Origin of the sequence: Kocuria sp. JC486, assembly GCF_011602805.1 — a bacterium.
Classification (GTDB): domain Bacteria; phylum Actinomycetota; class Actinomycetes; order Actinomycetales; family Micrococcaceae; genus Kocuria; species Kocuria soli.
In genome coordinates, this window is the sequence record NZ_JAAOZS010000015.1 from 37769 (window position 1) to 62701 (window position 24933).

22 protein-coding genes are annotated in these 24933 nt (G+C 66.4%); 11 read left to right on the forward strand and 11 right to left on the reverse strand.

The window, feature by feature from the left end:
* Window positions 1–26: 26 nt before the first annotated feature.
* The 6 genes from GWK18_RS08860 to GWK18_RS08885 form a co-directional block, all read right to left on the reverse strand.
* Window positions 27–845 (reverse strand): HAD family hydrolase, encoded by an 819-nt coding sequence (locus GWK18_RS08860; RefSeq protein WP_166834689.1) that lies wholly within the window; start codon window positions 843–845, stop codon window positions 27–29.
* Window positions 846–970: 125 nt separating this feature from the next.
* Window positions 971–1819, reverse strand: a complete 849-nt coding sequence (locus GWK18_RS08865; protein WP_348535907.1) for a PRD domain-containing protein — start codon at window positions 1817–1819, stop codon at window positions 971–973.
* Between the two features lie 100 nt (window positions 1820–1919).
* Complete coding sequence (locus GWK18_RS08870) at window positions 1920–3329, reverse strand: glycoside hydrolase family 1 protein (protein ID WP_166834691.1); 1410 nt, start codon at window positions 3327–3329, stop codon at window positions 1920–1922.
* A gap of 64 nt (window positions 3330–3393) precedes the next feature.
* A complete protein-coding gene (locus tag GWK18_RS08875) occupies window positions 3394–5427 on the reverse strand; it encodes a beta-glucoside-specific PTS transporter subunit IIABC (RefSeq protein ID WP_233568655.1) in 2034 nt (677 codons plus the stop codon).
* 253 nt (window positions 5428–5680) lie between these two features.
* Entirely contained in the window at window positions 5681–6388 is a 708-nt protein-coding gene (locus GWK18_RS08880; protein ID WP_166834693.1) for an SCO1664 family protein, read from the reverse strand.
* Window positions 6385–6993 carry an MSMEG_4193 family putative phosphomutase gene (locus GWK18_RS08885; protein ID WP_166834736.1) on the reverse strand — a complete coding sequence of 203 codons (609 nt, stop codon included), beginning with the start codon at window positions 6991–6993 and terminating at the stop codon, window positions 6385–6387. The genes GWK18_RS08880 and GWK18_RS08885 overlap by 4 nt, the downstream gene beginning before the upstream one ends.
* A gap of 218 nt (window positions 6994–7211) precedes the next feature.
* Here GWK18_RS08885 and GWK18_RS08890 point away from each other — a divergent pair, with 218 nt between their 5' ends.
* The 3 genes from GWK18_RS08890 (at window position 7212) to GWK18_RS08900 (ending at window position 12738) form a co-directional block, all read left to right on the forward strand.
* Window positions 7212–8630 (forward strand): sigma 54-interacting transcriptional regulator, encoded by a 1419-nt coding sequence (locus GWK18_RS08890; RefSeq protein WP_166834695.1) that lies wholly within the window; start codon window positions 7212–7214, stop codon window positions 8628–8630.
* Between the two features lie 56 nt (window positions 8631–8686).
* Entirely contained in the window at window positions 8687–10657 is a 1971-nt protein-coding gene (locus tag GWK18_RS08895) for a VWA domain-containing protein (protein ID WP_166834697.1), read from the forward strand.
* Between the two features lie 119 nt (window positions 10658–10776).
* A complete protein-coding gene (locus GWK18_RS08900; RefSeq protein WP_166834699.1) occupies window positions 10777–12738 on the forward strand; it encodes a penicillin-binding transpeptidase domain-containing protein in 1962 nt (653 codons plus the stop codon).
* 13 nt (window positions 12739–12751) lie between these two features.
* Here the strand turns inward: GWK18_RS08900 and GWK18_RS08905 are convergent, their stop codons facing one another.
* From GWK18_RS08905 to GWK18_RS08915, 3 genes are all read right to left on the reverse strand, one after another.
* The gene (locus GWK18_RS08905) at window positions 12752–13852 is read right to left on the reverse strand and encodes an alkene reductase (protein WP_166834701.1); all 1101 of its coding nucleotides are present in this window, start codon (window positions 13850–13852) and stop codon (window positions 12752–12754) included.
* Between the two features lie 135 nt (window positions 13853–13987).
* Window positions 13988–15082 carry a type I restriction enzyme HsdR N-terminal domain-containing protein gene (locus tag GWK18_RS08910; protein ID WP_166834703.1) on the reverse strand — a complete coding sequence of 365 codons (1095 nt, stop codon included), beginning with the start codon at window positions 15080–15082 and terminating at the stop codon, window positions 13988–13990.
* 142 nt (window positions 15083–15224) lie between these two features.
* Window positions 15225–15857 carry a class I SAM-dependent methyltransferase gene (locus GWK18_RS08915; RefSeq protein ID WP_166834705.1) on the reverse strand — a complete coding sequence of 211 codons (633 nt, stop codon included), beginning with the start codon at window positions 15855–15857 and terminating at the stop codon, window positions 15225–15227.
* Window positions 15858–15936: 79 nt separating this feature from the next.
* On the opposite strand from GWK18_RS08915, the gene GWK18_RS08920 reads away from it, so the two are divergent.
* Entirely contained in the window at window positions 15937–16734 is a 798-nt protein-coding gene (locus GWK18_RS08920; protein WP_123824435.1) for an AraC family transcriptional regulator, read from the forward strand.
* A gap of 13 nt (window positions 16735–16747) precedes the next feature.
* The gene (locus tag GWK18_RS08925; protein ID WP_166834707.1) at window positions 16748–17140 is read left to right on the forward strand and encodes a VOC family protein; all 393 of its coding nucleotides are present in this window, start codon (window positions 16748–16750) and stop codon (window positions 17138–17140) included.
* Window positions 17141–17144: 4 nt separating this feature from the next.
* Here GWK18_RS08925 and GWK18_RS08930 read toward each other — a convergent pair whose 3' ends face one another.
* Complete coding sequence (locus tag GWK18_RS08930; RefSeq protein ID WP_233568654.1) at window positions 17145–18251, reverse strand: MFS transporter; 1107 nt, start codon at window positions 18249–18251, stop codon at window positions 17145–17147.
* Between the two features lie 387 nt (window positions 18252–18638).
* Between GWK18_RS08930 and GWK18_RS08935 the strand changes: the two genes are divergently transcribed.
* The 6 genes from GWK18_RS08935 to GWK18_RS08955 all read left to right on the forward strand — a co-directional run bounded on the left by GWK18_RS08935 (window position 18639) and on the right by GWK18_RS08955 (window position 23881).
* Window positions 18639–19610, forward strand: coding sequence for a cyclase family protein (locus GWK18_RS08935; RefSeq protein ID WP_166834709.1), 972 nt, complete (start codon window positions 18639–18641; stop codon window positions 19608–19610).
* A gap of 37 nt (window positions 19611–19647) precedes the next feature.
* Window positions 19648–19914, forward strand: a complete 267-nt coding sequence (locus GWK18_RS13465) for an NAD(P)-binding protein (protein WP_348535908.1) — start codon at window positions 19648–19650, stop codon at window positions 19912–19914.
* Window positions 19803–20771: an FAD-dependent monooxygenase gene (locus GWK18_RS08940; protein WP_348535909.1), complete on the forward strand. Its 969-nt coding sequence runs from the start codon at window positions 19803–19805 to the stop codon at window positions 20769–20771. The genes GWK18_RS13465 and GWK18_RS08940 overlap by 112 nt, the downstream gene beginning before the upstream one ends.
* 113 nt (window positions 20772–20884) lie before the next feature.
* Entirely contained in the window at window positions 20885–21775 is an 891-nt protein-coding gene (locus tag GWK18_RS08945) for a fumarylacetoacetate hydrolase family protein (RefSeq protein WP_245193114.1), read from the forward strand.
* Window positions 21776–21799: 24 nt separating this feature from the next.
* Window positions 21800–22750: a LysR family transcriptional regulator gene (locus GWK18_RS08950; protein ID WP_166834712.1), complete on the forward strand. Its 951-nt coding sequence runs from the start codon at window positions 21800–21802 to the stop codon at window positions 22748–22750.
* 126 nt (window positions 22751–22876) lie between these two features.
* Window positions 22877–23881, forward strand: a complete 1005-nt coding sequence (locus GWK18_RS08955; RefSeq protein WP_166834714.1) for an SDR family oxidoreductase — start codon at window positions 22877–22879, stop codon at window positions 23879–23881.
* Window positions 23882–23941: 60 nt separating this feature from the next.
* Here the strand turns inward: GWK18_RS08955 and GWK18_RS08960 are convergent, their stop codons facing one another.
* Window positions 23942–24772, reverse strand: a complete 831-nt coding sequence (locus GWK18_RS08960) for an SDR family NAD(P)-dependent oxidoreductase (RefSeq protein WP_166834716.1) — start codon at window positions 24770–24772, stop codon at window positions 23942–23944.
* Window positions 24773–24933 lie beyond the last annotated feature (161 nt).

Genomic DNA, 24933 nt, shown 5'->3' on the forward strand with positions numbered 1-24933 from the left:
AGGGAATCGTCCTCAGAACTCTCTTCTCAGAAGTCGGTGTCGAACTCGAAGTGCTCGGCGAGGACGCGGGCGATGCCTTCGTCGTCGTTCGAGGTGGTGACCAGGTCGGCGGCGCCCTTGGCCTCCGGGATGCCGTTGCCCATGGCCACCCCCAGCCCGGCCTTGCGCAGCATTCCGACGTCGTTGCCGTTGTCCCCGAAGGCGATCACCTGGTCCAGCGTGAGCCCGTTGGCGGTGCAGAAGTCCTCGACGGCGGAGCCCTTGTCGATGCCCGCGGCCGTGGCCTCGAGGTAGATCGGCGACGAGTAGGCCAGTTCGATCCGCCCCGCGTACTCACGCAGCAGTTCGTCGTGCAGCGACTGGGAGAGCTCCCGGTCCGCCACGAACACGATCTTGGTGGGGTCGGGCTCGATGGTCGTGAGGTCCTCGACCACGCGCAGCGTCAGGTCGTTGCCCTCTGCCTCGTAGTGGACGCGTTCGCTCGAATCGTCCTCCACGTACAGGTCCGCACCGTGGGGGATCATCACCAGGATCCCCGCGGCCTTGGCGGCGCGGATCAGATTGTTGGCCACGTCCTTGGGCAGAGCGTGGCTGGCGATGATCTCGTCCGTTGCCTGATCCACCACCACGGAACCGTTCATCGCGGCGAACACCAGGTTCTCCCCCAGCCCGTGCTTCTTGGCCAACAGGTGCAGCCCGGGAACGGGCCGGCCGGAGGCCAACATGATCCTGGTCCCGGCGGCGTGCATGGCATGGAACGCCTTGCGGGTGCCCGGTTGGAGGTTCCGCGTCGAGTCCAACAGCGTGCCATCCATGTCGAAGGCCACCAGGCGGTAGTCGGTCATGCTGTCGGGTCTCCTTGGTATCGCGTTGATGTCGCTTTGGTGCCGCTTTGACCCCTCTGTCGCAGGGTCGCGCGTGATTGAGGGATCGGCGCCTCCGGGATCGACCGGATGCTCCGTCAAGCTTGTCAGACCCTGGGGTCGGACACGACTCGGGCAATGTGCAGGGCCAGGTAGGCCGTCTCGTCCGGGGTGACCGTGGTGTCCAGGCGCAGGTCCAGCAACGTCGCGACCAATTTGGCCGTGCGGTAGGCCTCCGGTTGGGACTCACGGATCGCGGTCCCGACGGCGGAGGGCTCACCCTCCAGCTGCTTGCCGGACTGGATGCGCACGAACAGATAGCGCAGGTGGGTGATGAACCGGGCCACGCTGATGGAGGTGTTGTCCAGCCGCCGGCCGTAGGCCTCACCCACCACGTCCAGGAGCTGCTGGAGGATGCCCGTGAGCTTGTACGTGTAGGACAGGTCCCCCGTGGTGAACCCCACGTTGACCAGGTGCAACGCGATGGCCACGGCCTCACCGTCCGGCAGTTGCACCTCGCTTTCGGCGTTGACGGCAGCCAACACCTGGCGGGCCTGTTGGAGTTCGCTGGGGAACAGGTGCCCCACCTCGGTCTCCAGGGGATAGTCCAGGCGGATGTTCTCGCGCACGCGCTTGATGGCAAAGCTCAAGTGATCTGACAGCGTGACCAACAGGGACGGGCTGTTCTCCACGACCTCCGAGAGCCCCGCCGCTTCCAACGCCACCACGGCGAGTTTGACGTGCTCAGGCGGGACCGCCGCCACCAGCTGGCCCAGGTGATCGACGTCGCGCCCGTCCACCGGCGCAAAGGTCCGGACCACCTTGGACTCGTCCACCGTCTGCCCGGGCTTGGCCTGGAACCCCAGGCCGCGGCCGGTCAGCACGACGTCGTCGCCCTGGGCGGATCTGGCCAGGACGACGTTGTTGTTGAAGACCCTCAGGATCTCCACGAACACTCCCCTTCCTCGGCACACCCCTGCCGAGTGTCCGAGTTCGGTCGCGTCTGCGGTCAGACAACGACCAAACTCGGACACTCGGCAGGTAGGCCTGGGTGGCTCAGGCGGTCAGTGAACCACCGTTGGTCGCGATGACGTGCTTGTACCAGTCGAAGGACTTCTTCTTGTACCGCTCCAGCGTGCCCGTGCCGTCGTCGTTACGGTCAACGTAGATGAAGCCGTAACGCTTGGACAGTTGCGCCGTGGAGGCCGAGACCAGGTCGATGCAGCCCCACGTGGTGTAGCCCAGCAGGTTCACGCCATCGGCAATGGCCTCGCCCACCTGGTAGAGGTGCTGGTTGAGGTAGTCGATGCGGTAGTCGTCCACCACGGTCTTCACCCCGTCGACCTCGACCAGCTGGTCCTTGGCGCCCAAACCGTTCTCCACGATGAACAACGGCTTCTGCCACCGGTCCCAGTAGTCGTTGAGAACGATGCGCAAACCCACGGGGTCGATCTGCCAGCCCCATTCGGAGGCCTTCAGGGTGGGGTTGGGGACGCCGCCCATGATGTTGCCCTCGCCCTTGGCCTTGTCCGGGGCCGCCGACTCGCAGACGCTCACGTAGTAGCTGAAGGACACGAAGTCCACGGTGTTCTTCAGGTCCTCGCGGTCCTGATCCGTGATCTCCAGTTCCACACCGTTCTCCCGCAGCGTGCGCAGGAAGTACCCCGGGTAGCAGCCGCGGCAGTGGACGTCACCGAACGCGTAGTTCACGTGCTCCGCGTCCTTGGCGGCCAGCACGTCCTGCGGGTCCGGCGTGAGCGGGTAGGTCGGCATGGCGATGAGCATGCAGCCGACCTGTAGGTCGGGGTTCAGCTCGTGAGCCAAGCGGGTCACACGCGCAGAGGCCACCAGCTCGTGGTGGATCGCCTGGTAAAGATCCTGCTTGCTGAGCTGCTCCTTGGGCGTGAGGATGCCGCCGGCCATGAGCGGGGCGTGCATGATCGCATTGATCTCGTTGAACGTCAGCCAGTACTTGACCCGCTTGCCGTAGCGCTCGAACAGCGTTTTGGCGTAGCGCTCGTAGAAGTCGATCAGGCGGCGATCGGTCCAACCGTCGTACTCACGTGCCAGGTTCAGCGGGGTCTCGTAGTGCGAGATCGTGACCAGGGGTTCGATCCCGTGCTTCTCCAACTCGTCCAGGACGCGGTCGTAGAACGCCAGCCCTTCCTCGTTGGGCGTCTCGTCGTCGCCGTTAGGGAAGATACGGCTCCACCCGATGGAGAACCGGAAGGTCTTGAAGCCCATCTCCGCGAACAGGGCGATGTCCTCGGCATACCGGTTGTAGAAGTCGATGCCCACCAGCTTGAGGTTGTCCTCGGTCGGCTCCTCGGTCGGCGGGGCCACGATGCCCTTGGGCATGATGTCCTGGATGGACAGGCCCTTGCCGTCCTGGTCGTAGGCACCTTCGAACTGGTTGGCCGCGGTGGCACCGCCCCACAGGAAGCCTTCGGGGAACGTCGTCGTCATGGTTGTCTCCTCACGTTTCGTTCGTCTGTCTGCGTGTCTGGGATGGCTTTTCTCGGTTGTCAGGTCACGGAATCACGACGACGGCGGGCGCGCCCACCTCGACCGGTCCGGCCGTTGCCGGGGTGACCTCTTGCAGCTTGGCGGTGTTGGTCACGGTCACGATGATGGTGGTGTCGTAGCCGGCTTCGGCGACCGCGTTCATGTCCACGGTGGCGAGGGTGTCACCGGCCTGGACCTGATCGCCCTTGGCAACGGCGACGTCGAAGTGCTGACCCTTGAGTTCCACGGTGTCGATGCCGATGTGGACCAGCAGCTCCACGCCGTCGTCGGACTTGAGGCCGAAGGCGTGCCCGGAGTTGGCCACCGAGATGACCTTGCCGGTGATCGGCGCGCGAACGACGTTTTCGTCCGGCACGATGCCCACGCCCTTGCCCAAGGCGCCGGAGGCGAAAACCTTGTCCGGGACCTCTTCCAAGGCCACCATGCGCCCGGAGACCGGGGCAACCACGTCGACCACCGAGTTGCGGGTTGCCGTTGCGGTTGCCGCCCCGCCGGCGGCACCCGCGGCCACCGCGGTCTGGGCACCCGTGGGCGCGGTCGGGTCCTGGGGCGCGGGCGCGACGTCGTCAGCGGGCGCGGGAGCCGCGGCGTCGTCGGCAGCACCCTCCGCAGACTCGCGGTCCATGAACAGCAACGTGAGAACGAAGGCCACCAGCATGCCCACACCGGTACCGATCATGGTCATCGCAAAGTTGCCCACGTTCATGTAGCCCGGGATCGCCAAGAGAGACGGCACGACGAATGAATCCATGGCGCCCCCGCCCATGGCGATGATGGCACCGCCAACTGCGCCGCCGGCTACGCCGAAGTAGAAGGGCCGCTTCATGGGCAGGTTCACACCGTAGATCGCAGGTTCCGTGACGCCCGCCAGAATCCCGGACACCGCTGCGGGGCCGGCAACCTGACGACGCTTGGGGTTGCGGGTGCGGATGAACACGGCAAGCGTGGCCGCGCCCTGCGCCAACACACCGGCCAGGACTGGGCCGAAGAGGATGCTGTAGCCGACCGTCGTGAGGTCGTTGAGCGCGATCGGGACCAGGCCCCAGTGCAGGCCGAAGATCACCAGCACCTGCCACAGGCCGCCCATCAGGGCACCGCCCAGCCAGGGCGCCAAGTTGAACAGGAACGTCACACCTGCGGCCAGACCCTGTGCCGCGTAGGTGGTGATGGGGCCGATCACAATGAGGATCAGGGGCACCATGATCAGCAGGGACAGGAACGGCTTGGTGAAGTTACGGATCGCAGCGGGAAGGATCTTGTCCATCCCACGTTCCATGTGGCTCAACAACCAGCCGGCAACGATGATCGGGATCACGGAGGAGACATAGCTCATCATGACCACGGGAATGCCGAAGAACGAGACGGGTTCACCGGCTTCGTACAGCCCGATGATCGAGGGGTAGACCAACGCACCCGCAATGCCCACCAGGACGAACTGGTTGGCTCCGAAGCGCTTGGCCACGGTGATGGCCAGCAACATGGGCAGGAAGTTGATCACTGCGTCGGAAGCAGCGTTCAGGATCACGTATGTGGTGGTCGATTCGTCCAACCAACCCAGTGTCACGGCCAGTGCCACGAAGGCCTTGAACAGGCCGGCACCGGCCAGAGTCCAGATGATCGGCAGGAAGATCGCGGAAACCAGCTGGATGAAGCGGTTGATGATGTTCTGCTTCTCCCCGGACTCCTGCGGGTCTTCGTCTCCGCCGACGGCCTGATCCGGTAGGCGCTTGGCAAAGGCGTTGTAGACCGTGCCCACGTTGTCCCCGATGACCACCTGGTATTGGCCACCGGCCTCGACCGTGGTGATCACGCCGGGCAGCTTGCCGATGCCGTCCTTGTCGACCTTGTCCAGATCCTTGAGGCGCAGCCGCAACCGCGTGATGCAGTGCGTGGCGTCCTTCACGTTCGTCGGCCCGCCGACCCTCTCGAGGATGTCATCGGCAAGTGCCGGGTAATCCACCTTCGCCATGGTGTTCTCCCATTCCGGTTCCGCCCCGGCGTCGTCGTCGGGGCCTGGTGTGAACGCTCGATGGATCATTCCGGGCAATAAAAAAGACCTGAGACGCACGGATGTGCAATCTCAGGTCTTGCCTCGGTTCACGTCCCGCGGGGGGCTCCAAGTAACAATCCTGTGAGCATTAACTCACGAGCGACTGTAGACGCGGATCACAGGGAGGGCAAGAGGTTGCCGCGCGGTTGCCGCGCCTTCACCGCCACCTCCACCGCCGAATGTCCGAGTTCGGTCGATTCCAGGGATCCAAGACGACCGAACTCGGACACTCGGCGGGAAATCACAAGGGTGGCCAGGGGATGCGGTAACCGCCCGTTTCGTCGAACGGGAGCCGTCCCGTGTCCAGGAGCTCGGCGATCCGCATCTGGATGGCCAGTTGCTCGACCGGGAACAGGAGGTCCTCGAGTTCCGCGGGAAGGTCCTCGTGCATCGGTTCCAGATCCTTGATCAGCTCAGCGGGAATCTCTTCACCCGCGAACTCCCAGATCACCGTGCGCAGCTTGAACGGCGCGGAGAAGCACAGCCCCTGGTCGATCCCCCACACGTGACCGTCGGGGTCCAGCAGGACGTGGCCACCTTTGCGGTCGGTGTTGTTCGCGACGACGTCGAAGACCGCCATCCGCAGCAGTTGCTCGTGGGTCTCGGGGTGACTGTCGTAGAGGGTGAAGTAGTGCTGGGCGGGGTCGTGCGGGACGAATTTCTGCACGGAGCCGGGGCCGAACGGGGCGTCGTCACGCAGGACCGTGGGCGGCACGATGCCCCAGCCGAGGGCGTTGGAGAGCACGTACGCGGCACGTTCGCGCCGGTAGATCCGCGGCGGGAAGTCGCGCAGCGGACGCTCACCCTCCTCGGGTTTGTAGATGGCCATGCTGCTGACACCCTCGGCGCTGACCTGGGCCAACAGTGCGGAATTGCTGCTGGATTCGATCAGCCCGACGGGCTCGATCTCCCCGGTGGCCAGCAGCGCTTCGTCGTCGTGCGTCGTCATGACGGAACCAAACCGGACAGGGGGCCGTCCGTGGAATTGGTGCGCAGGACCTGCGGCGCCTGGCCGGGGTGGTAGGCGATCACGGACACGGAACACGGGTCGATCACGATGCGCTGGAAGAGGTCCAGGTGCGTGCCCAACGCGTGCGCCATCACGGCCTTGAGGGGGTCGGCGTGGGAGAAACACACGACCACGCCACCGGGGTGCGCCTCACGGAGCCGATCCACGGCGTCGACAGTGCGCGCCTGCATGTGGCTGAAGCTCTCGCCGTTCGGGAACCGGAACGACGACGGCGCCCGCTGCACCGTGGACCATTCCGGCAGCTTCATGAGGTCCGCGAGGTTGCGGCCGGTCCAGTCGCCGAAGTCGCACTCGATGAGGTCTTGTTCGACGTGAGCCCGCAGGCCGGTGAACCGTTCCGTGGGTTCCGCCGTCTCACGGGTGCGTTCCATGGGCGAGGTGTAGATCGCGCTGATCGGCACCCCCTGGAGCCGGTCCGCAACGTGCTGGGCTTGCTCGCGTCCCCGGTCGGAGAGGTGCAATCCGGGGGCACGCCCCGGCAGCACCTGCCCCGTGGTGGGCGTGACCCCGTGCCGCACCAGCATCACGACGGTCGGGCGGTCGGTCTGGTTGTCACTCACGCCGCCCACGCTACTCGCGGCCCGCTGCACCTGCCTGCCCCTCCTCCCGCTGAACCCTCCCGAAACTCGCCCATCAGGGCGTGATGGGCGAGTTTCGGGAGGGCTCGGCGGGAGAGGGGGCGGGGTTCGCTCAGAGGGGACCGGGCTGGTCGGGCACGGGCAGCAGGTCTAGCGTTGAAACCGTGACTGAGCGCCCTGAGATCAACACCCTTGGCGGACTACGCGCGGCGGGGTACAACCACCGCCCTCTTCGCCAAGAAATCCGCGAGAACCTCCTGTCCGCGCTGGCCGAGGGCCGGGACCCGTGGCCCGGCCTGCACGGCCTGAGTGACACCGTTCTGCCTCAAGTGGAGCGGGCGCTGATCGCCGGGCACGACGTCGTCCTGCTGGGCGAACGCGGCCAAGGCAAGACTCGCCTGCTGCGCACACTCGTGGGCCTGCTGGACGAATGGTCTCCGGAGGTCGAGGGCTCGGAACTCCACGAACACCCCGACGACCCGATCACGGAGGCCACCCGCACCCGTATCGAGACGGAGGGTGACAGCCTCCCGATCACGTGGCGCCACAGGGACGAGCGCTACGTCGAGAAGCTGGCCACCCCGGACACATCCGTGGCCGACCTGATCGGTGACATCGACCCCATCCGCGTGGCCGAGGGCCGACGCCTGGGTGACCCGGAGACCATCCACTACGGTCTGATCCCCCGTGCGCATCGCGGCGTGGTGGCCATCAACGAACTGCCTGACCTGGCCGAACGCATCCAGGTGTCCATGCTCAACGTCATGGAGGAGCGCGATGTCCAGATCCGCGGCTACGTCCTGAGACTGCCGCTGGACGTGCTGGTGGTCGCCTCCGCCAACCCCGAGGACTACACCAACCGCGGCCGCATCATCACCCCGCTCAAGGACCGCTTCGGCGCCGAGATCCGAACGCATTACCCCATCGAACTCGCCGACGAAATCGCAGTCATCCGCCAGGAAGCCGACCTGGTGGCCGAGGTCCCGGACACGCTGCTGGAAATCCTGGCCCGGTACACGCGCCTGCTGCGCGAGTCCTCCGCCGTTGACCAGCGATCGGGGGTTTCGGCACGCTTTTCGATCGCCGGTGCCGAAACGACGGCGGCCTCCGCCTTGCGCCGCGCCACCGTCCACGGAGAGGACCAGGCCGTGGCCCGACTGGTCGACGTCGAGGCGGCCGTGGAAGTCCTGGCCGGCAAGATCGAGTTCGAGTCCGGGGAGGAAGGCCGCGAGATCGCCGTCCTGGAACACCTCCTGCGCCGAGCCACCATGGAAACCGTGCAGTCCTGCTTCCGCGGAATCGACCTGGGACCGCTCATCGAAGCCCTGGACGGCACCGTCACGGTCAGCACCGGCGGGGACGTGCCCGCCCAACAGTTCCTGGACGGGCTGCCGCCGCTGGACCCCGAGTACGACGGCACGCAAGAAGGTAACGACGGCGACCTGTACGACCACCTGGCCGCGGCGGTCAACGCCATCTCGGTCGGTGAACGGGCCAACGCGATCGAACTCGCCCTGGAAGCCCTGTTCCTGTCCCAGAAGATCTCCAAGGACGCCGACACGGACGGCACGATTTACGGCTGACCTGCCCCTGTCCCGCGGGAGAGCACCAGGTACACCAGCCAGGAAGAAGGGTCGCCATGGCCAAGCACCGCCACTACAGCCGGTACGGCCGCTACACGGGCGGCCCGGATCCGTTGGCGCCACCCGTCGACCTGACGGAGGCGCTGGATGCGATCGGGCGCGACGTCATGGAGGGCTACTCCCCGCGGGAGGCGCTGCGCGAGTTCCTCCGCCGCGGGGGCCGGAACCAGCGCGGGCTGGACGACCTCTCGCGGCGGGTGAATCAACGTCGGCAGGACCTGCTCAACCGCCACAAGTTGGGCGGCACGTTGGACGAGGTCAAGAAGCTCCTGGACAACGCGCTGCGCCTGGAACGCGAACAGTTCCTGCGTGACGCGCGGATGGATCCCACGGACCGGCAGTTCCGGGAGATGCGGTTGGACGGGTTGCCGTCGTCGACGGCGGCGGCCGTGAGTGAACTGGCCGACTACGACTGGGCCTCCCAGAGCGCCAAGGAATCCTACGAACAGATCAAGGACCTGCTGGGGCGTGAGGTCCTTGACCAGCGCTTCGCCGGGATGAAAGAGGCCCTGGAGAACGCCACGGACCAGGACCGCGAGCGCATCGGGGAGATGCTCACCGACCTCAACGAGCTGCTGGCCAAGCACGCCCGGGGTGAGGACACAGACCAGGACTTCCGGGACTTCATGGACAAGCACGGGGAGTTCTTCCCGGAGGATCCCCAGTCCGTGGACGAGCTGATCGACGCCATGGCACAGCGCTCGGCGGCAGCCCAGCGCATGATGAACTCCATGACCGCGGAGCAGCGGCAGGAACTGATGCAGCTCTCCGCCCAGGCCTTCGGCTCGCCCGAACTCATGGCGCAGCTCGGCCAACTGGACGCCAATCTTCAGGCGTTGCGCCCGGGTGAGGACTGGTCCGGTTCGGAGGAGTTCGGCGGGCAGGAGGGCATGGGGCTCGGCGACGGCACGGGCCTGCTGCAGGACATCGCCGATCTGGACGCATTGGCCGAACAGCTGGCCCAGAACCACCAGGGCGCGGGACTGGACGACATCGACGTCGAGACCCTGGCCCGCCAGCTCGGTGACGACGCCGCGGTGGATGCCCGAACGCTCGCGGAACTCGAACGCGCCTTGCGGGACTCGGGCCTGCTGCAGCGGGCCTCAGACGGTTCCCTCAAGCTCTCCCCCAAGGCAGTTCGGCGGCTCGGGAAGTCCCTGATGCAGGACGCCGCACGGCAACTCAGCGGCCGCACCGGGGCGCGAGACACCCGGATGGCGGGCGCCGCGGGTGAGCCCACGGGCGCCACGCGGCAGTGGGAGTTCGGCGACGTCGAACCCTGGGACGTCACCCGCACGATCACCAACGCCGTCCAGCGGACGGTGGCCGAAGAGGGCTCCACGGGCAACGGCCTCAGGTTGCGGGTGGACGACGTGGAGGTCCAGGAGACCGAGGCCCGCACCCAGGCGGCCGTGGCGCTGCTGGTGGACACGTCGTTCTCGATGGCCGCCGAAGGCCGCTGGCTGCCCATGAAACAGACCGCCCTGGCGCTGCACCACCTGGTGTCCACCCGGTTCAGGGGTGATGCGCTGGAGCTGATCTCCTTCGGGCGGTGGGCGCACAGTCTGGACGCCGAGGAACTGACCGCCCTGCCCCCGGTCCACGAGCAAGGCACCAACCTGCATCACGGGCTACTGCTGGCGGACAAGTTCTTCCGCCGTCACCCGTCCATGCAACCGGTCCTGTTGGTTGTGACGGACGGGGAGCCCACCGCCCACCTGCTGCCCGACGGGGACGCGTACTTCGACTGGCCCACGGGTCAGCACACGTTGAATCTGACGGTCGCGCAGTTGGACAAGGTGGCCCGGTTCGGCGCCCAGACCACGTTCTTCCGGCTGGGCGATGACTCGGGCCTGGAGCGGTTCCTGGGCGCGATGGCCCGCCGCGTAGACGGACGGGTGGTGGCACCGGCGGTCGACGACCTGGGGTCGGCGGTGCTGGGCGAGTACCTGTCTCACCGGCCGTGAGGGGCGGATGACTCACAGTCGACGGCGGCGGACGGCACGGGGTGAATCCAGCCGGTTGACCTAGCATCTATTCACATCAGCCGGTCAACGCCCATCGCCGTCGAACAGGAAGGCCGCAGATGACTTCCCCCCGCCCCCAGAGTCCCGTGACCTTCGGAATCCTGAACCGTCGCACGCTGCTGGGTGGGGTCGGGGCCGGAGCCTTCATGCTCCTGACGGCCGGTTGCGGCCTGGTCAACGGGGGTCGCGGCAGTGACGAAGCTCAGGCGCTGGCCCAGGCACTCACCGACCGGGACGTGTCCGGGATCGAATTCGACGGCGCCACCGGATCGGACGCGCAGGAGGCTTTCGATCGGATCGTCGCCAACGTGCCCGATGCCACGTGGACGGTCGAGGTCGGGGAGATGGGCGAGATAACCGACGACGGCAACCGCGAGGCCACGTTCACCTGGACCTGGACGCTGCCCGACGTCGAAGACACCTGGAGCTACGACACCACGGTGACCATGCACTCCGACGGGGACGAGAACTGGCAGCCCGTCTGGTCCCCCACGATCATCGAGCCGTCGCTCGAAGACGGCGAGGGCCTGGCCCTGACCAGGACCCCTGCGGAACGCGGCAGCATTGTCGGCGCCGAGGACAAGGTGATCGTTGCCCAACGCCCCGTGTACCGGGTGGGACTGGATCTGAGCCAGATCCCCGAGGACCAGAAGGAATCCGCGGCGCGGGAGTTGGCCGCCGTCGTGGACATCGACGTGGACACGTACGTGGACACCGTCAACGGTGCGGGTGAGAACCAGACCGTTCCGGCGATCACGCTGCGGGAGGACGCCTACCGGGAGCTGGACTCCTCCGCCACGCAGTCCATTCCGGGGTTCACGGCCGCCCCGGACACCATGGCGTTGGCGCCCACCAGCACGTTCGCCGTCAGCACGCTCGGCCGGGTCGCGGATGTCACGGCGGAGGACATCGAGAAGTCGGACGGGAAGCTCACGGCGGGCGACCAGATCGGCCAGGGTGGTCTGCAGGCTTCCTTCAACGACAAGATGTCCGGTCGCAACGGGATGAACATCAACATCACCCCGCTCAACACGGACGGCACCCCGAAGGGTGCGACGGCACGCACCGTGTTCGAGTCCGACCCCACCAACGGGGAAGACCTGCACATCACGTTGGACCCCGACCTGCAGGAAGCGGCGGAGAAGATCCTGGAGGACGTGGAATCGCCGTCGGCCATCGTGGCCATCAGGCCCTCCGACGGGCACATCCTGGCGTTGGCGGACGGCAGCGGGTCCCAGGGCTATCCCACCGCGGCCCAAGGTCAGTACGCGCCCGGGTCCACGTTCAAGGTGGTCACCTCGCTTGCCATGGTGCGCCTGGGCGACACGATGGACAGCAATGTCAACTGCAGCACCACGATCACGGTGGACGGTGCCCAGTTCGGCAACGCCCCGGGGTATTCGACCGACTTCATCGGGGACATCCCCATCAAGGACGCACTGGCCCATTCGTGCAACACGGCGTTCATCTCCCAGCACGACCGCGTGGATCAGGGCGCTTTGGCCACCGCCGCACACTCGCTGGGGCTGGGTCAGGAGTACAACCTGGGGATCGATGCCTTCAGCGGCTCCATCCCGGACGAGGAAACCGGTGCGGCGCACGCGGCCGCGTTGTTCGGCCAAGGCCGCACCCTTGTCTCCCCCTTGTCCCTGGCCACGATCATGGCCTCCGTGGTGGCCGGGCACACCGTGGCCCCGATCCTGGTGACCGACGACGACCCGTCCTCGACCGCCTCCCCGTCGGAGCCACTGACCGAGGAGGAAGCGAAGGAACTACGCACGGGCATGCGCGAGGTGGTGGCCACCGGCTACATGGACAACCTGCAGGCCTTGGAACCGGACACGGCCATCGGCAAGACCGGCACCGCCGAGTACGGCAACGACGACCCGCCCAAGACCCACGCCTGGATCATCGCAGCGCACGAAGACCTGGCGATCTCCGTCTTCGTGGAGGAGGGCGAGCTCGGGGCCGTCACGGGCGGTCCGCTGGCCCTCGAGTTCCTGCAGAAGGCGCAGAAGTAGGGGTCTCCGCGCCTCAGACGGAGGCCACCTCCGCAGGCTCAGTGGCAAAGGGGTAGTCCGTGTAGCCCCTGGGGCCGGGCGTGTAGAAGGTCTTCGGGTTGGGTTCGTTCTCCGGCAGACCGTCGCGCCAGCGCGTGACCAGGTCCGGGTTGGCAATCAGCGCACGGCCCACGACGACGGCGTCGGCCACCCCGTCTTCCACGACGTGCTCGGCCTCGGCACGTCCCGTGGTGACGCCGAACCCGCTGTTGAGGAAGAAGGCGCCGCCGAAGCGGTTACGCAGCTCTGCGACCAGGTCGCCGTCGATGTCGGCGTAGAGCACGGACAGGTACGCCAGGCCAAGGTCCTTTATGCCCTCGATCAACGCACCGTAGGTGGCCAGCACGTCAGCCCGATCAGTCTCCGGGACACCCTGGATGTTGTGCTCGGGCGAGATCCGCAGGGCCGTGCGTCCGGCCCCGATTTCCGCGGCCACCGCGTGCACGAGTTCGATGCCGAATTTCGCGCGGGCCTCAGGCGATCCTCCGTACTCGTCGGTGCGCTGATTGGTGACCGGGCTCAAGAACTCGTGCAGCAGGTACCCGTTGGCGTTGTGCAGTTCCACGCCGTCCATCCCGGCGTCCACGGCGCGTCGGGCTGCGGTGACGAACTCGTCCTTGACGCGGGCCAGGTCCTCACCGGTCAGGGCTCGCGCCTCGACGGCGTCCTGCTTGCCGTCGTAGGTGCGGATCTGCCCGTTGTGGGGCTTGGTGGCACCGGGTGCTTCCGGCTGAGCACCGCGGGTCAGACCCGGGTGGGTCACGTGGCCTGCGTGCATGATCTGCATGACGATGGTTCCGCCGTGCTGGTGCACTGCGTCCGCGACCCGCTTCCAACCGGCTTGCTGCTCGTCGGTCACGATGCCCGGCTGACCCACGAACGCACGGTTGGTGAAGGCCGGGAAGACTCCTTCGGTCACGACCAGACCGGCCCCCGCGCGTTGTGCGTAGTACTTGACGTGCAGATCCGTGGGCACGCCGTCCTCTTCCGCACGGGAACGGGTCAACGGCGCCATGGCCACGCGGTTGCGCAGTTCCAAGTCTCCGACAGTCAGGGGATCGAACAGGGTGGGCAAGGTCAGAACCTCCAGGTGAAAAGCACTCGGTCGGTGGCGTTCACTGGCACCAACGACCGCCGGTCGGGTCCCTATTCCGCGCCCTCTCCCCGTGTGACTCACGAGTCAACGTGGCGACGAGGCGTCCCACCCGGCTCACACATAGCTTCGCGCCAGGGCTCGCAGGCTCTCCGCATAGTTGTAGATGTCGACGAGATTCTCGATGGGCTCCCTGGTTTCCTTCTTGTTCTCGTCGAACAAACCGATGTATTTCTGCTTCCGATTGAAGTGGAGACGCGCCAGGGGCTTCCGGTTGTTGTCGTCCACCAGGATGGCGCAATAGGACTTTGCATCGCGGTACACGACCCGCACCGGAGCCAGGTGCTCACACACGATGGCCCGCACGATCTGGAAGCCCTCGACCTCCTCCATTGTGGTGACGATGTCCTCACCTGCGGTATCGCTGAGTTCGTTCTCCGCAGCTGCCTGGCTGGTCAGTTCTGCCTGATTGGCCTCCGTGACGTCTTCACTGGAACCCGCGCCGAGCGCGGTGCTCAACCTTGCGTTGACCTGATCGGTGAGGAACTGGCGGCCTGCCTTCTTCACCAGTGGAATGAACTGTTCGCGGGCCTTCTGATTGAACTGTCCGTCGTACACCTTTGTGGCGAAATAGCGCACGTACTCCACACTCGGTTCCTTGAACTCCGCTGCGATGAGGCGCTTGAGCTGGCCGATGTACTTCAGTTCTCCAGCCGCATTGATGATGGAGTCCAGGTCGAAGACGTCCTTGGTGAGCTTCTCCAGCTCGGGGATGAGCACGCTGTCAACATCCAGCACATCGAGGACCAGGAACGGCTTCTCATCCATCCGGTTGGGTTGATCCAGGTCCGTGTAGAACTCGTAGATCTGGCCATTGGTCAAGACAGCGATTCTCGCGTTGGTGACCGCGAAGTATCGAAACAGCTGCGACGCATGTTCGAGCTTGAGCGGAGCGCCGATGTGCTTGCACTCGATCAACATCTGCACGGCACCACCGTGCATGATCGCGTAGTCGATCTTTTCGCCCTTCTTCACGCCGACGTCGGCCGTGAATTCGGGAGTCACTTCGTGAGGATTGAAGACGTCGTACCCCAACACCGTCGCAATGAACGGCATGATGAAGGCGTTCTTGGTGGCTTCTTCGGTCTCAATGGTGGATCTCTGACTCTCAACCTTCTTGGCCAGAGCCGCCAGCCTCTCCGCAACCTCCATAGGGGTCTCCTGTTCTCAGAGCATTCGCACCTTGTGTGATGTGCATAACACTAGTGTTCAGGATGCTGATTCAGTGAAATTCATGTGACAAACGCGAGCAGTCGCTCCGCCAGATGAACTGCAATGCGACGGGAACCCCCGGTCACTCACCCTTGCGCGCCAGCACGAAACCCTGCGGGTGGGGTTCCATGACAGGTTCGCGGCGGGCGGTCGCCGTCGTCGTCCACCCTGCGGCCGTGGCCACGGAGCCGATCTCCTCAGGCGAGTAGAGCCAGGCGGTCATCTCGCTCCGGGTTCCGTAGGCGTTGGAGATCTCTCGAAGTCCGGACCCCACCTGGAAGCCCGTCAACAGTACGCCGCCGGGCTTGGTGACCCGGGCCAGCTCGGTCAGAGCCTCCGCGAGCGCCGGGTAGTCGAAGTGGATCAGCGAGTACCAGGCGATCACCCCGCCGAAGGAGTCGTCCGCGTACGGCAGCGCCCGGAGGTCGGCCACCCGGAAGTCCACCTCCGGTTCCCGACGACGTGCCCGTTCGATCATTCCGCTCGACAGGTCCACGCCCCGAGGCCGCAGGCCACGATCCTTCAGCTCGGGAATCATCCGCCCCGCACCGCAGCCCGCGTCCAGGACCGTGTGATCGGACGTGTCCAACACCTCGTCGCAGAAGGCTCGAATCATGGTCCGGTCCACCGGCTGCTCGATGCGCAGATCGGGAAGAAGTACGTCGTAGGTGGGGGCGGCGGCGTCGTACACGGTGCGTACCGGGGTGAGGTCCATGGACTCACTATTGCGCAACGCTCCGACGGCTCAACCATGAGCCCTTGGCGGATCGCCCCTGCGCGGCGATGATCGTCACATGCCCTCCTACCGACCGCAGGTCCCGGGGCCGTTACGGCAGTACATCTCCCGCTGGGAGGGATACGACTACACCCTTCCCGACCAGCTGATTCACCACGGCCTGCCGTCCACGAACATGACCTTGATCTTCCAGTTCGACCACCCGGTGGATGCGGGGTGGGATCTGGCGGCAACCACCCAGATGTGGGTGCTGGTGGCCGGTTTGCACACCCGCCCGGCCCTGATACCCACCCACGGATCGCAGCACGGCATCCAGGTGAGCCTGACGCCGCTGGGATCACGGGCCTTCCTGGAGATGCCCATCGGTGCGCTTTCCGGGGAGATTGTGTCCGGTGCGCAGGCTGGGCAGTGCCTCCGCGAAACTCACGAGCGGATGTCAGACCTGGACTGGCCCTCCCGGTTCAGGTTCCTGACCGAGTACTTCATGGGGCGCCTCAGCCACACAATTGACGCCCCGGCTAGCCCGGAACTACAACGGGCGTGGCACCTGCTCACCCACGGTTCGTCGGCCACCGTTGACCAGGCAGCCCGTGAGACCGGTTGGTCGCGGCGCCATCTGCTCAATCGGTTCCGGTCCGAATACGGCCTGACCCCTTCCGAGCTCCGGCGCCTGGCGCGGTTCCAGGAGGCCCGCCGGCTGGCTGAATCCGGCCTTCCACTGGCCACGGTGGCCCACACCGCGGGCTACGCCGATCAGGCCCATCTGACCCGCGAATGGTCCGGATTCGCCGATGTCCCTCCCAAGGTGTCACTGGCGGAGTTCCCAAATGTTCAAGAACCTTTACCCGGACAGTGACCATGCTGGCGTCATGACTACTCCACAGCTCTTCCAATGCCTCCGCTTCACCGACGCGAACCGCGCGATTGCGTTCTTCTCGGCCATCGGGTTCCAGGAACGCCTGCTGGTTCGTGACGACCAGGACCCCGACGGCGTGGTCCATGCCCAGTTCCAGTGGCGCGACAACGGCGGGATCATGTTCGGGTCCGTACGACCCGACGACGATTCGGTCGGCCACGGCCACGCCACCACCAACCTGGTGCTTCCGAGCGACGACGACGTCGATGCCGTTCTGGCCCGAGCCCTTGCGGCCGGAGCCACCCAGGACGGACCGATCCGCACCCCGGATCACGGCGGCCGAAGTGTGGCCGTGGTCGACTTCGACGGGAACCTCTGGCACCTGGACTCCTATCCAGGCGTCTGAACCGTCAGTGCAGCGGGGAGTGCTTGTCCGGGCGCGTCAGTGCTGTGAAGCCCGCGGCCACCAGGGACAGGCAACCCAGGACCCCCAAGGCCACCGGCAGACCACCGAGGACGCCTGCACCGATGGTGAGCAGAATCGGCGAGAGGAACTGTCCCACGTAGAGGCACCCCGTCCAGATCCCGGTGCCGCGTCCGCGCTGCTCCAGCTTCAGACCGGAGACCGCCCAAGTCAGCAACGTGGGAAGCAGCAGGCCGGTACCGGCACTGGTGATCACGGCCCCCACCATGGCCATCACGATCGAGGACGAGAACCAGATCAGAACCAACCCCACGCCTGAGAGCCCGAACGCCACGGGCAGGAGCTTGCCGGGACCATGGTGTGCGGTGAACCGGAAGGAGACCGCGCCGACCGCCGTCGCCAACGATGCGAGAGCGGAGCCCGCTCCCACGATGCCCACGCTGGTGACTCCCAGTCCCGTGAGAACGTACGGCAGTTGCACGATCAGGGCGTAGAACACCACGCCGGCGAACAACGTGACGGAAGCCGGGACCAGAATCTGCGCCCACGGGACGGCCACCGCCTTGGCCTTGTCAGTGTTCTTCTGCGGCTCCCACAGGACGAACGCCATGGGGACCGCGATGATCACCGCGGAAACGTACAACCAGAACGGGGCTCGCCAACTCTGTGCACCGAGCGCCCCGCCCAGGGCAAAGAACGCAGTGGCCGCAAAGGTGGCCATCATGACCTGCATCCCCAGGTATTGATCCCGTTTCTTCCCCGAGTAGTAGTCGGTGATCAGCGTGGTGCACACGGTCATGATCGCCGCCTCCGCGATGCCCACACCCACGCGTGACGCCACGATGGCGTGCAGGGAGTCCAGCCACAACGGCGCGGTCCCGAAGATCGAGTACAGGACCATGCTCACCACCAGGAGCGTCTTCCGTCCCACCCGGTCGGCGATCTCGCCCGCAAGCGGGGCGAGCAGCGCAATGACCAGGGCCGGAGCGGTCAGCACCACCGGCACCAGGATCTCGGAGCCCGGTGTGCTTGCAAAGGCCTTCGACATGGTGGGCAGGACCGGGGCCAGGAGCACCGATCCCATGACGGGCATGCAACTTCCAGCCAGAAGGAGAACCACAGGGAGTTTTCCGGCGTCGGCCTCTCCCGCCGACGGGTCGGTTGGTCTGGAACTGCTGGTCTGAGGTGCTGCGTTCACCATGGGATCCCCTCGGATGGTCCGGGTCCGTACGCGGGCTTGAGGACAGCCCCGCGCTGGAGTGATGTGGTTCACAGTGAAGGCCATCGGTGCAGCCTGGGAAACAACTAGACCGAATACCTCCCATAGCCCGGGCTGATGCCCCCACGAGCGGGCCACCGGAGACCCCTCCCCGTAGGGACTATTCACGGGACCGATAGCTGTCATTCGCAGCCATCGCTTCCGATTCCCCACCGACGGCGGAAGAGTGACTGCAGTCACAGTCATGACCAAGGAGGCCACATGGATCGCACGGATGCCCTGGGCAGCATCAAGGACATGGCCGCACGATGCAGCAACTGGGGCCGATGGGGCGAGGACGACGTGCTCGGCACGCTGAACCTCATCACCGCCGGCCACCGCGTCCAGGCGGCCGGGCTGGTGAGCACCGGCGAGGTGATCTCCCTGGCCCAGGCCTTCGACACCAACGGCCCACAGAACGGGTGGCGGCGCCGCACCAATCCCGTGCACACCATGACGGACACGGGCACGGAGGCGGAGTTCGGTGACCAGGGCTTCCCGCACGGGTTCGGCGGCGCCGACGACGTCATTGCCATGCCCTTGCAGTGCTCGACCCAGTGGGACGGGTTGGGGCACATCTTCGACCACGGCCGCGCGTGGAACGGACGGCGCGCCGGATCCGTGGTGACCAGCGAGGGCGACCAGGTCACGGGAATCGAGACCGCTGCCGACCAGATCGTGGGCCGCGGGGTCCTGCTAGACGTCGACCGTCACTTCCAGCCCGAGCTCGGGGCGGAGCACCCTGAGTTGCCGGACGGGTTCGCCATCACCCCCGAACACCTCGACGCCGTCGCTGCCGCCCAGGGTGTGGAGGTCCGCGACGGAGACATACTGCTGGTGCGCACCGGCCAGTACGGGCGCACCCGCCGGGACGGATGGGGGGACTACGCAGGCGGGCCCGCCCCCGGATTGTCCTTCACCACCGCGCCGTGGCTGCACGAGCGCGACATCGCCGCCGTCGCCACCGACACGTGGGGTTTCGAGGTCCGCCCGAACGAGTTCGCCGACGCCTTCCAGCCCCTGCACCAGATCGTCATTCCCAACATGGGGCTCTACATCGGAGAGATGTGGAACCTCGAGGCGCTCGGACAGCGGTGCGCGGAACTCAACCGCTACGACTTCCTGCTCAGCGCCCCTCCCCTGCCCGTGACCGGCGCCGTGGGATCCCCCGTCAACCCCGTGGCCATCCTCTGACCACGCACTCACTCGTCACATTCTCAAGGAGATCACCATGCCAGCAGCTCAGCGAATTGGCATCGTCGGAACCGGCATGGGCGGCCTGACCCTGGCCACCATGTTGGCCAGGGCCGGGATCGCCGTCGACATTCTGGAACAGGCCTCAGGGCCCTCCGCACTCGGTTCCGGGTTGACCCTCCGGGCAATGCCGTGCGCGTGCTGCGCGAACTCGATGTGCTCGACGAACTGCTGGAACACGGCTACGCGTTCAACGATCTCGCGCTGCGGGCACCGGGGCCGGACGCGACGGTCCTGGTGGTGATGGATGACATGCGGGTCGGCGGGGACGACCTCCCGGCCACCATCGGGATCTACCGTCCGGAACTCAACGAGATCGTGCGTCGTAAGGCCGAAGAAGCGGGCGTGACGTTCCGCTACGGGACCAAGGTCGTCGAGGTGGAGCAGGACCCCGAATCGGTCCAGGTCACGGCCGAGGACGGCACCACGTACACGTATGACGTGGTGATCGGTGCCGACGGCCTGAACTCCACCGTGCGGGAAGCCATCGGCATCACCGAACGGCCCGAGCCCACGGGGATGGGGATCTGGCGCACCTTCGTCCCCCGGCCCGAGGAAGTGGTCCGCACGGATCTGTACTACGGGGGCCCTGCGTTCATCGCGGGGTACTGCCCCACGGGTGATTCCATGATGTACGCCTACCTGGTGGAGGCCGCCCAGGAACGTGACCTCACGGAGGGTCCCGAAATCATGGCCGAGCTCGCAGCCGGCTACGGCGGACCGTGGGTGGAGATCCGAGAGCACATCAAGAACGACGCACGGGTGAACTACACCCACTTCACCCAACACCTGATCGAGGGTGACTGGCACCGCGGACGAGTGGTGCTGATCGGCGACGCCGCCCACAGTTGCCCGCCCACCATTGCGCAAGGGGCAGCCATGGCCATCGAGGACGCCGCCGTCCTGGCCCGCGAAATCATTGCCGCAGACACCTTCGACGAAGAGAGCTTCCGCTCCTTCAGGGACCAGCGAGTACCGAGAGCCCGCGTGGTGGTGGAGAACTCCGTACAGCTGGGCCAGTGGATGCTGGACGGCAAACGCGACGGCGACGTGCCGGGTCTCATGCACGAGGTGGATTCCACCGTCCGGGTTCCGGTGTGATCGATGGTCAAGATTGCTCGATGGAGCTTTGAAGGCACTGATCACGCGGGGTTCGTGCAGGAGGCCGTTGCATCGACCTGCCGGAGGCGCTGGACGTCCAGGACCTGGTGGACATGGGACTGGAGGCCACCCTCGAGGTGGCGGAGCGGGTTTTGGCCACGGACACCCAGGAGGCGCCGTCCCTGGAACAGGTCACCCTGCTGTCCCCCATACAGCCCCGGTCCATCCGCGACTTCGTGGCTTTCGAGGAGCACGTGGAGGGAGTCACCGCCAGCGTCGACGGCGCCAGTGAGGTGGTGCCCGAGTGGTACCAGGCACCCACGTTCTACTTCACCAACCCGCACACCGTGCGCGCCACCGGTGAGGTCATTCCGGTGCCCAGCGGGTGCCAGAGGATGGATTTCGAGACGGAGGTGGCGGTCGTCATCGGTGCCGCGGAGGGTCTGGACGGCCGGAACCTGGAACCCACGGACGCCCACCGCATGATCTTCGGCTACACGATCTTCAACGACTGGTCCGCCCGCGACGTCCAAGCCCGGGAGATGAAGGTTCGTCTGGGGCCCTGCAAGGGCAAAGACTTCGCCTCCACTTTGGGGCCGTGGATCGTGACCGCCGACGAATTCACGGACCGTCACGACGACGACGGCTTCCTGCACCTGGCCATGACCGCCTCCGTCAACGGCCAAGCCCTGGGAACCGACTCGCTGGCCAACATGGGGTGGCCTCTGGCCGAGCTGGTGGCCTACGCGTCGCAGGATTCCGTGGTGGTTCCCGGTGATCTCCTGGGCTCGGGAACCTGCGGTCGAGGTTGCCTGGCCGAACTCTGGGGAAGGGCGGGCGACCTGACACCGCCGCCCCTGGTGGAAGGGGACGTGGTGGCCCTGGAGGTGCAAGGCATCGGCCGGATCGAGAACGCGGTGGGGCCTCGTCGAGGCGACACGTTCCCACCTGCTTCCCCGGCCCGTACACGGGGCCGCAGCGCACCGCCGGTGGGCGACCAATGAGCAGCGGATGACCATAATTCAGACATGAAGGACGTGGATCTCAATCTACTGCCCCCGCTGCAGGCGCTGCTGGAACTGCGCAACGTGTCACGCGCTGCCGAGCGGATGCACCTGAGTCAACCGGCGATGAGTGCCGCGCTCTCCCGGTTGCGCCGACACTTCAACGACGAACTGCTGGTGCGCTCCGGTCGCAGCTACGAGTTGACGCCGTTCGCGCGGGCCTTGGTGCCGCGCGTGGACCAGGCGCTGACCGACATCCAGGACGCTCTCCAGCTCCGCGCGGAATTCGATCCCGCATCGAGCGACCGCACCTTCGTGCTCGCCGCTTCCGACTACGTCACGGGCATCCTGATCCGTCACCTCCGGGCACTCATCGGGGCTGAGGCTCCGGGAGTGACCGTGGACTTCGTGCCGACGTCGCGGGCCCGGTTAAAGCCGGGTCTGGAGACCTTCGCCAGCGTGGACGTGGTGATCGGCCCCATGGGTTTTGACCTGGACGGTAGTTCACGGCAGCTGTTCCGGGACGAGTTCGTGATCGTCATGGACAGCAGCAATCCGTTGTTGGCTTCGGAGCGGCTGACTGTCGCCGACATCGCCTCCGCGCCGCACGCCGTCGGTGAGTTCGGTGGATCGATCGTGACCCCGCCCATGCGGTTCTTCGAGCAGATGGGGCAGGCCCCGGTCGTCGCCGCCAGAGTGGCCGGGTTGCAGGGGCTGCCCGCGATCGTGGAAAGGACCGACCTGGTGGCGGCAGTGCCCCGCATGTTGGCCACCCGGCCCGTGCAGACCCTGTCCATCACGGCGGTCGGGTTTGATCCGGACTTGGAGGTCCCCCTGGTGGAGGGCATGTTCTGGCATCCCCTGAAGTCCACCGATCCCGCCAATCTGTGGTTGCGTTCCGTGATCCAACGGGCCTCCACCCACCTGTCGGGCGAGGGACTCGCAGCCCACCCGGTGACCATCGCCGCCCACTGACCGCGGCCCGGATTCCGCCCGGATCCCGGGACAATCCCCGTCCACCCCGGGACTGCAGGCCCATCGGGTTGCCACCATGGGACGTGAAGGATCCACCCGCGAGTCGTCATCAGCGAAGGAGCTGTCATGAACCAGAACACCACTGCCATCACGGGCCGCAACAGCATCCGGGAATGGCTCGATCACCCCACGGGCGGACCGGCACTGCGCGGACTACTGGCCCAGGCGGGCTCGTCCGAGGACTCGCTGGGACCGGCCATGTCCCTCCCGTTGCAGCAGCTCGTCCAACTGTCGCAGGGCCAAATGCCAAAGGAAGCGGTGGACCAACTCGTCCGCGCGGCCAACGGCGGTGAGATCCCCGAAGAAGCGGAGGCCACTCCACCGTCGTCACAGCGGTTCGAGGGGCGCACGGTGATCGTCACCGGCGCCGCCGGTGGCATCGGCCGGGCGACGGCGGAACGGATCCTGGCCGAGGGTGGACGCGTGATCGCCACGGACGTGTCCGCGGACCGGCTCGCCCAGTTCGCGGAGGCGGCTGCCACGGACCGGCTGGTGACCGTGACGGCAGATCTGACCGACCCGGCTGCGGTCCAGGCCGTGCTGGAGGTTGCCGGTGACCGCGTGGATGCCCTGGCCAACGTGGCCGGTATCAACGACGACTTCTCCGCGATCCACGAGGTCTCGGACGAGATGTGGGCCAAGGTCTTCGCGGTGAACGTGGACGGGCTGGTGCGTCTGACCCGGGCCGTGACCGAGCGGATGCTGTCCACCGGCGGCGGGTCGATTGTGCACGTGACCTCGGAGGCCGGGCTGCGCGGATCCGCGTCGGGGGTGGCCTACACCGCCTCCAAGCACGCCGTCATCGGCATCACGAAGTCCATGGCGTTCATGTATGCCCAGGACGGCATTCGTACGAACGCCGTGGCGCCGGGCGGGGTGGCCACGGGCATCCCCATGCAGCCGAAGATTGCGGAGTTCGGGTCCAAGCGCCTGGAAGCTGCCCGCGTGATCATGCCGGGTGTCGCCACGGCGGAGCAGTTGGCCGCGCCCATCACGTTCCTGCTCTCCGAGGACGCTGCGAACATCAACGGAACGGTCCTCGCCTCGGACGGGGGCTGGGCCGCGGTGTGATCCACGGTGGTGCGTGATTGCGCCTGCTGACCGGGCCGGGGGTCTCCCCCACCCTCCCGGTCAGCGCAGCGCGTCGGAGATCGACTTGGCACCGCCGTGGGCGGACTGCCCGCCGTCCACGGGGATCTCCGCGCCCGTGACGTAGGAGGCGGCGGGACTGAGCAGGAAGAGGACGACGGCGGCCACCTCCTCCGGAGTCCCGGTGCGACCCAGCGGGGTCTCGGCCAGGTTGGCGGCGCGGAACTCCGGCCGCGCAGAGGCCGTCATGGGAGTCTCGATGAACCCCGGGTGGACCGTGTTCACGCGGATCCCGCGGGGGCCGAGTTCGGTGGCTGCTGCCGTCGACAGGCCGCGGAGTCCCCACTTGCTGGCGGTGTACGCCACCGGGTAGTGACCCGTCAGCGCTGCCACCGAACCGACGTTGACGATCGATCCTCCTTGGCCCATGAGCGGTGCGCAGGCCTGGATTCCCAGGAGCGCGCCCGTGACGTTGACGTCCGCAACGGCCCGCATGTCCTCCGGCGTGGCTTCGAGAAGACGGGGTCGCCGGGTGATGCCGGCGTTGTTGACCAACCCGTCGATCCGCCCGTACTTCCCTTCGGCCACCTCGGTAACGCGGGACCAGGCTTCGGGTGAGGTCACGTCCAGGCACACGTAGTCGGCTCCACCGGTGGCGCGGTCGGCGTCGTCGAGCACCCGCCGCAACTCGTCGGAGGGCTCGGGCTTGAGGTCACCGACGATCACCCGGGCCCCGGCCGTGACGAGCATGGCCGCTTCGGCCAGCCCCTGCCCACCGTTGGCCCCGGTGACCACGACCACGCATCCCGTGAGGTCGGCGAGGACCCTTGGCGCTACGTCGTCGAGCAATCGACCTTCACCCATCTCATTCATGCAGTCGATGCTAGGAAGCCGGTCAACCCCGACGCATTCATGCCGTCGATACTTGATATGAGAATCACGGGATTCCGCCGACGGACGGCGGCGCCCACGATGGTGTTCGGAATCACATCGCATCGCTCCCGCGAGTCCCCGCGAATTGCAGGGAGCGCCGT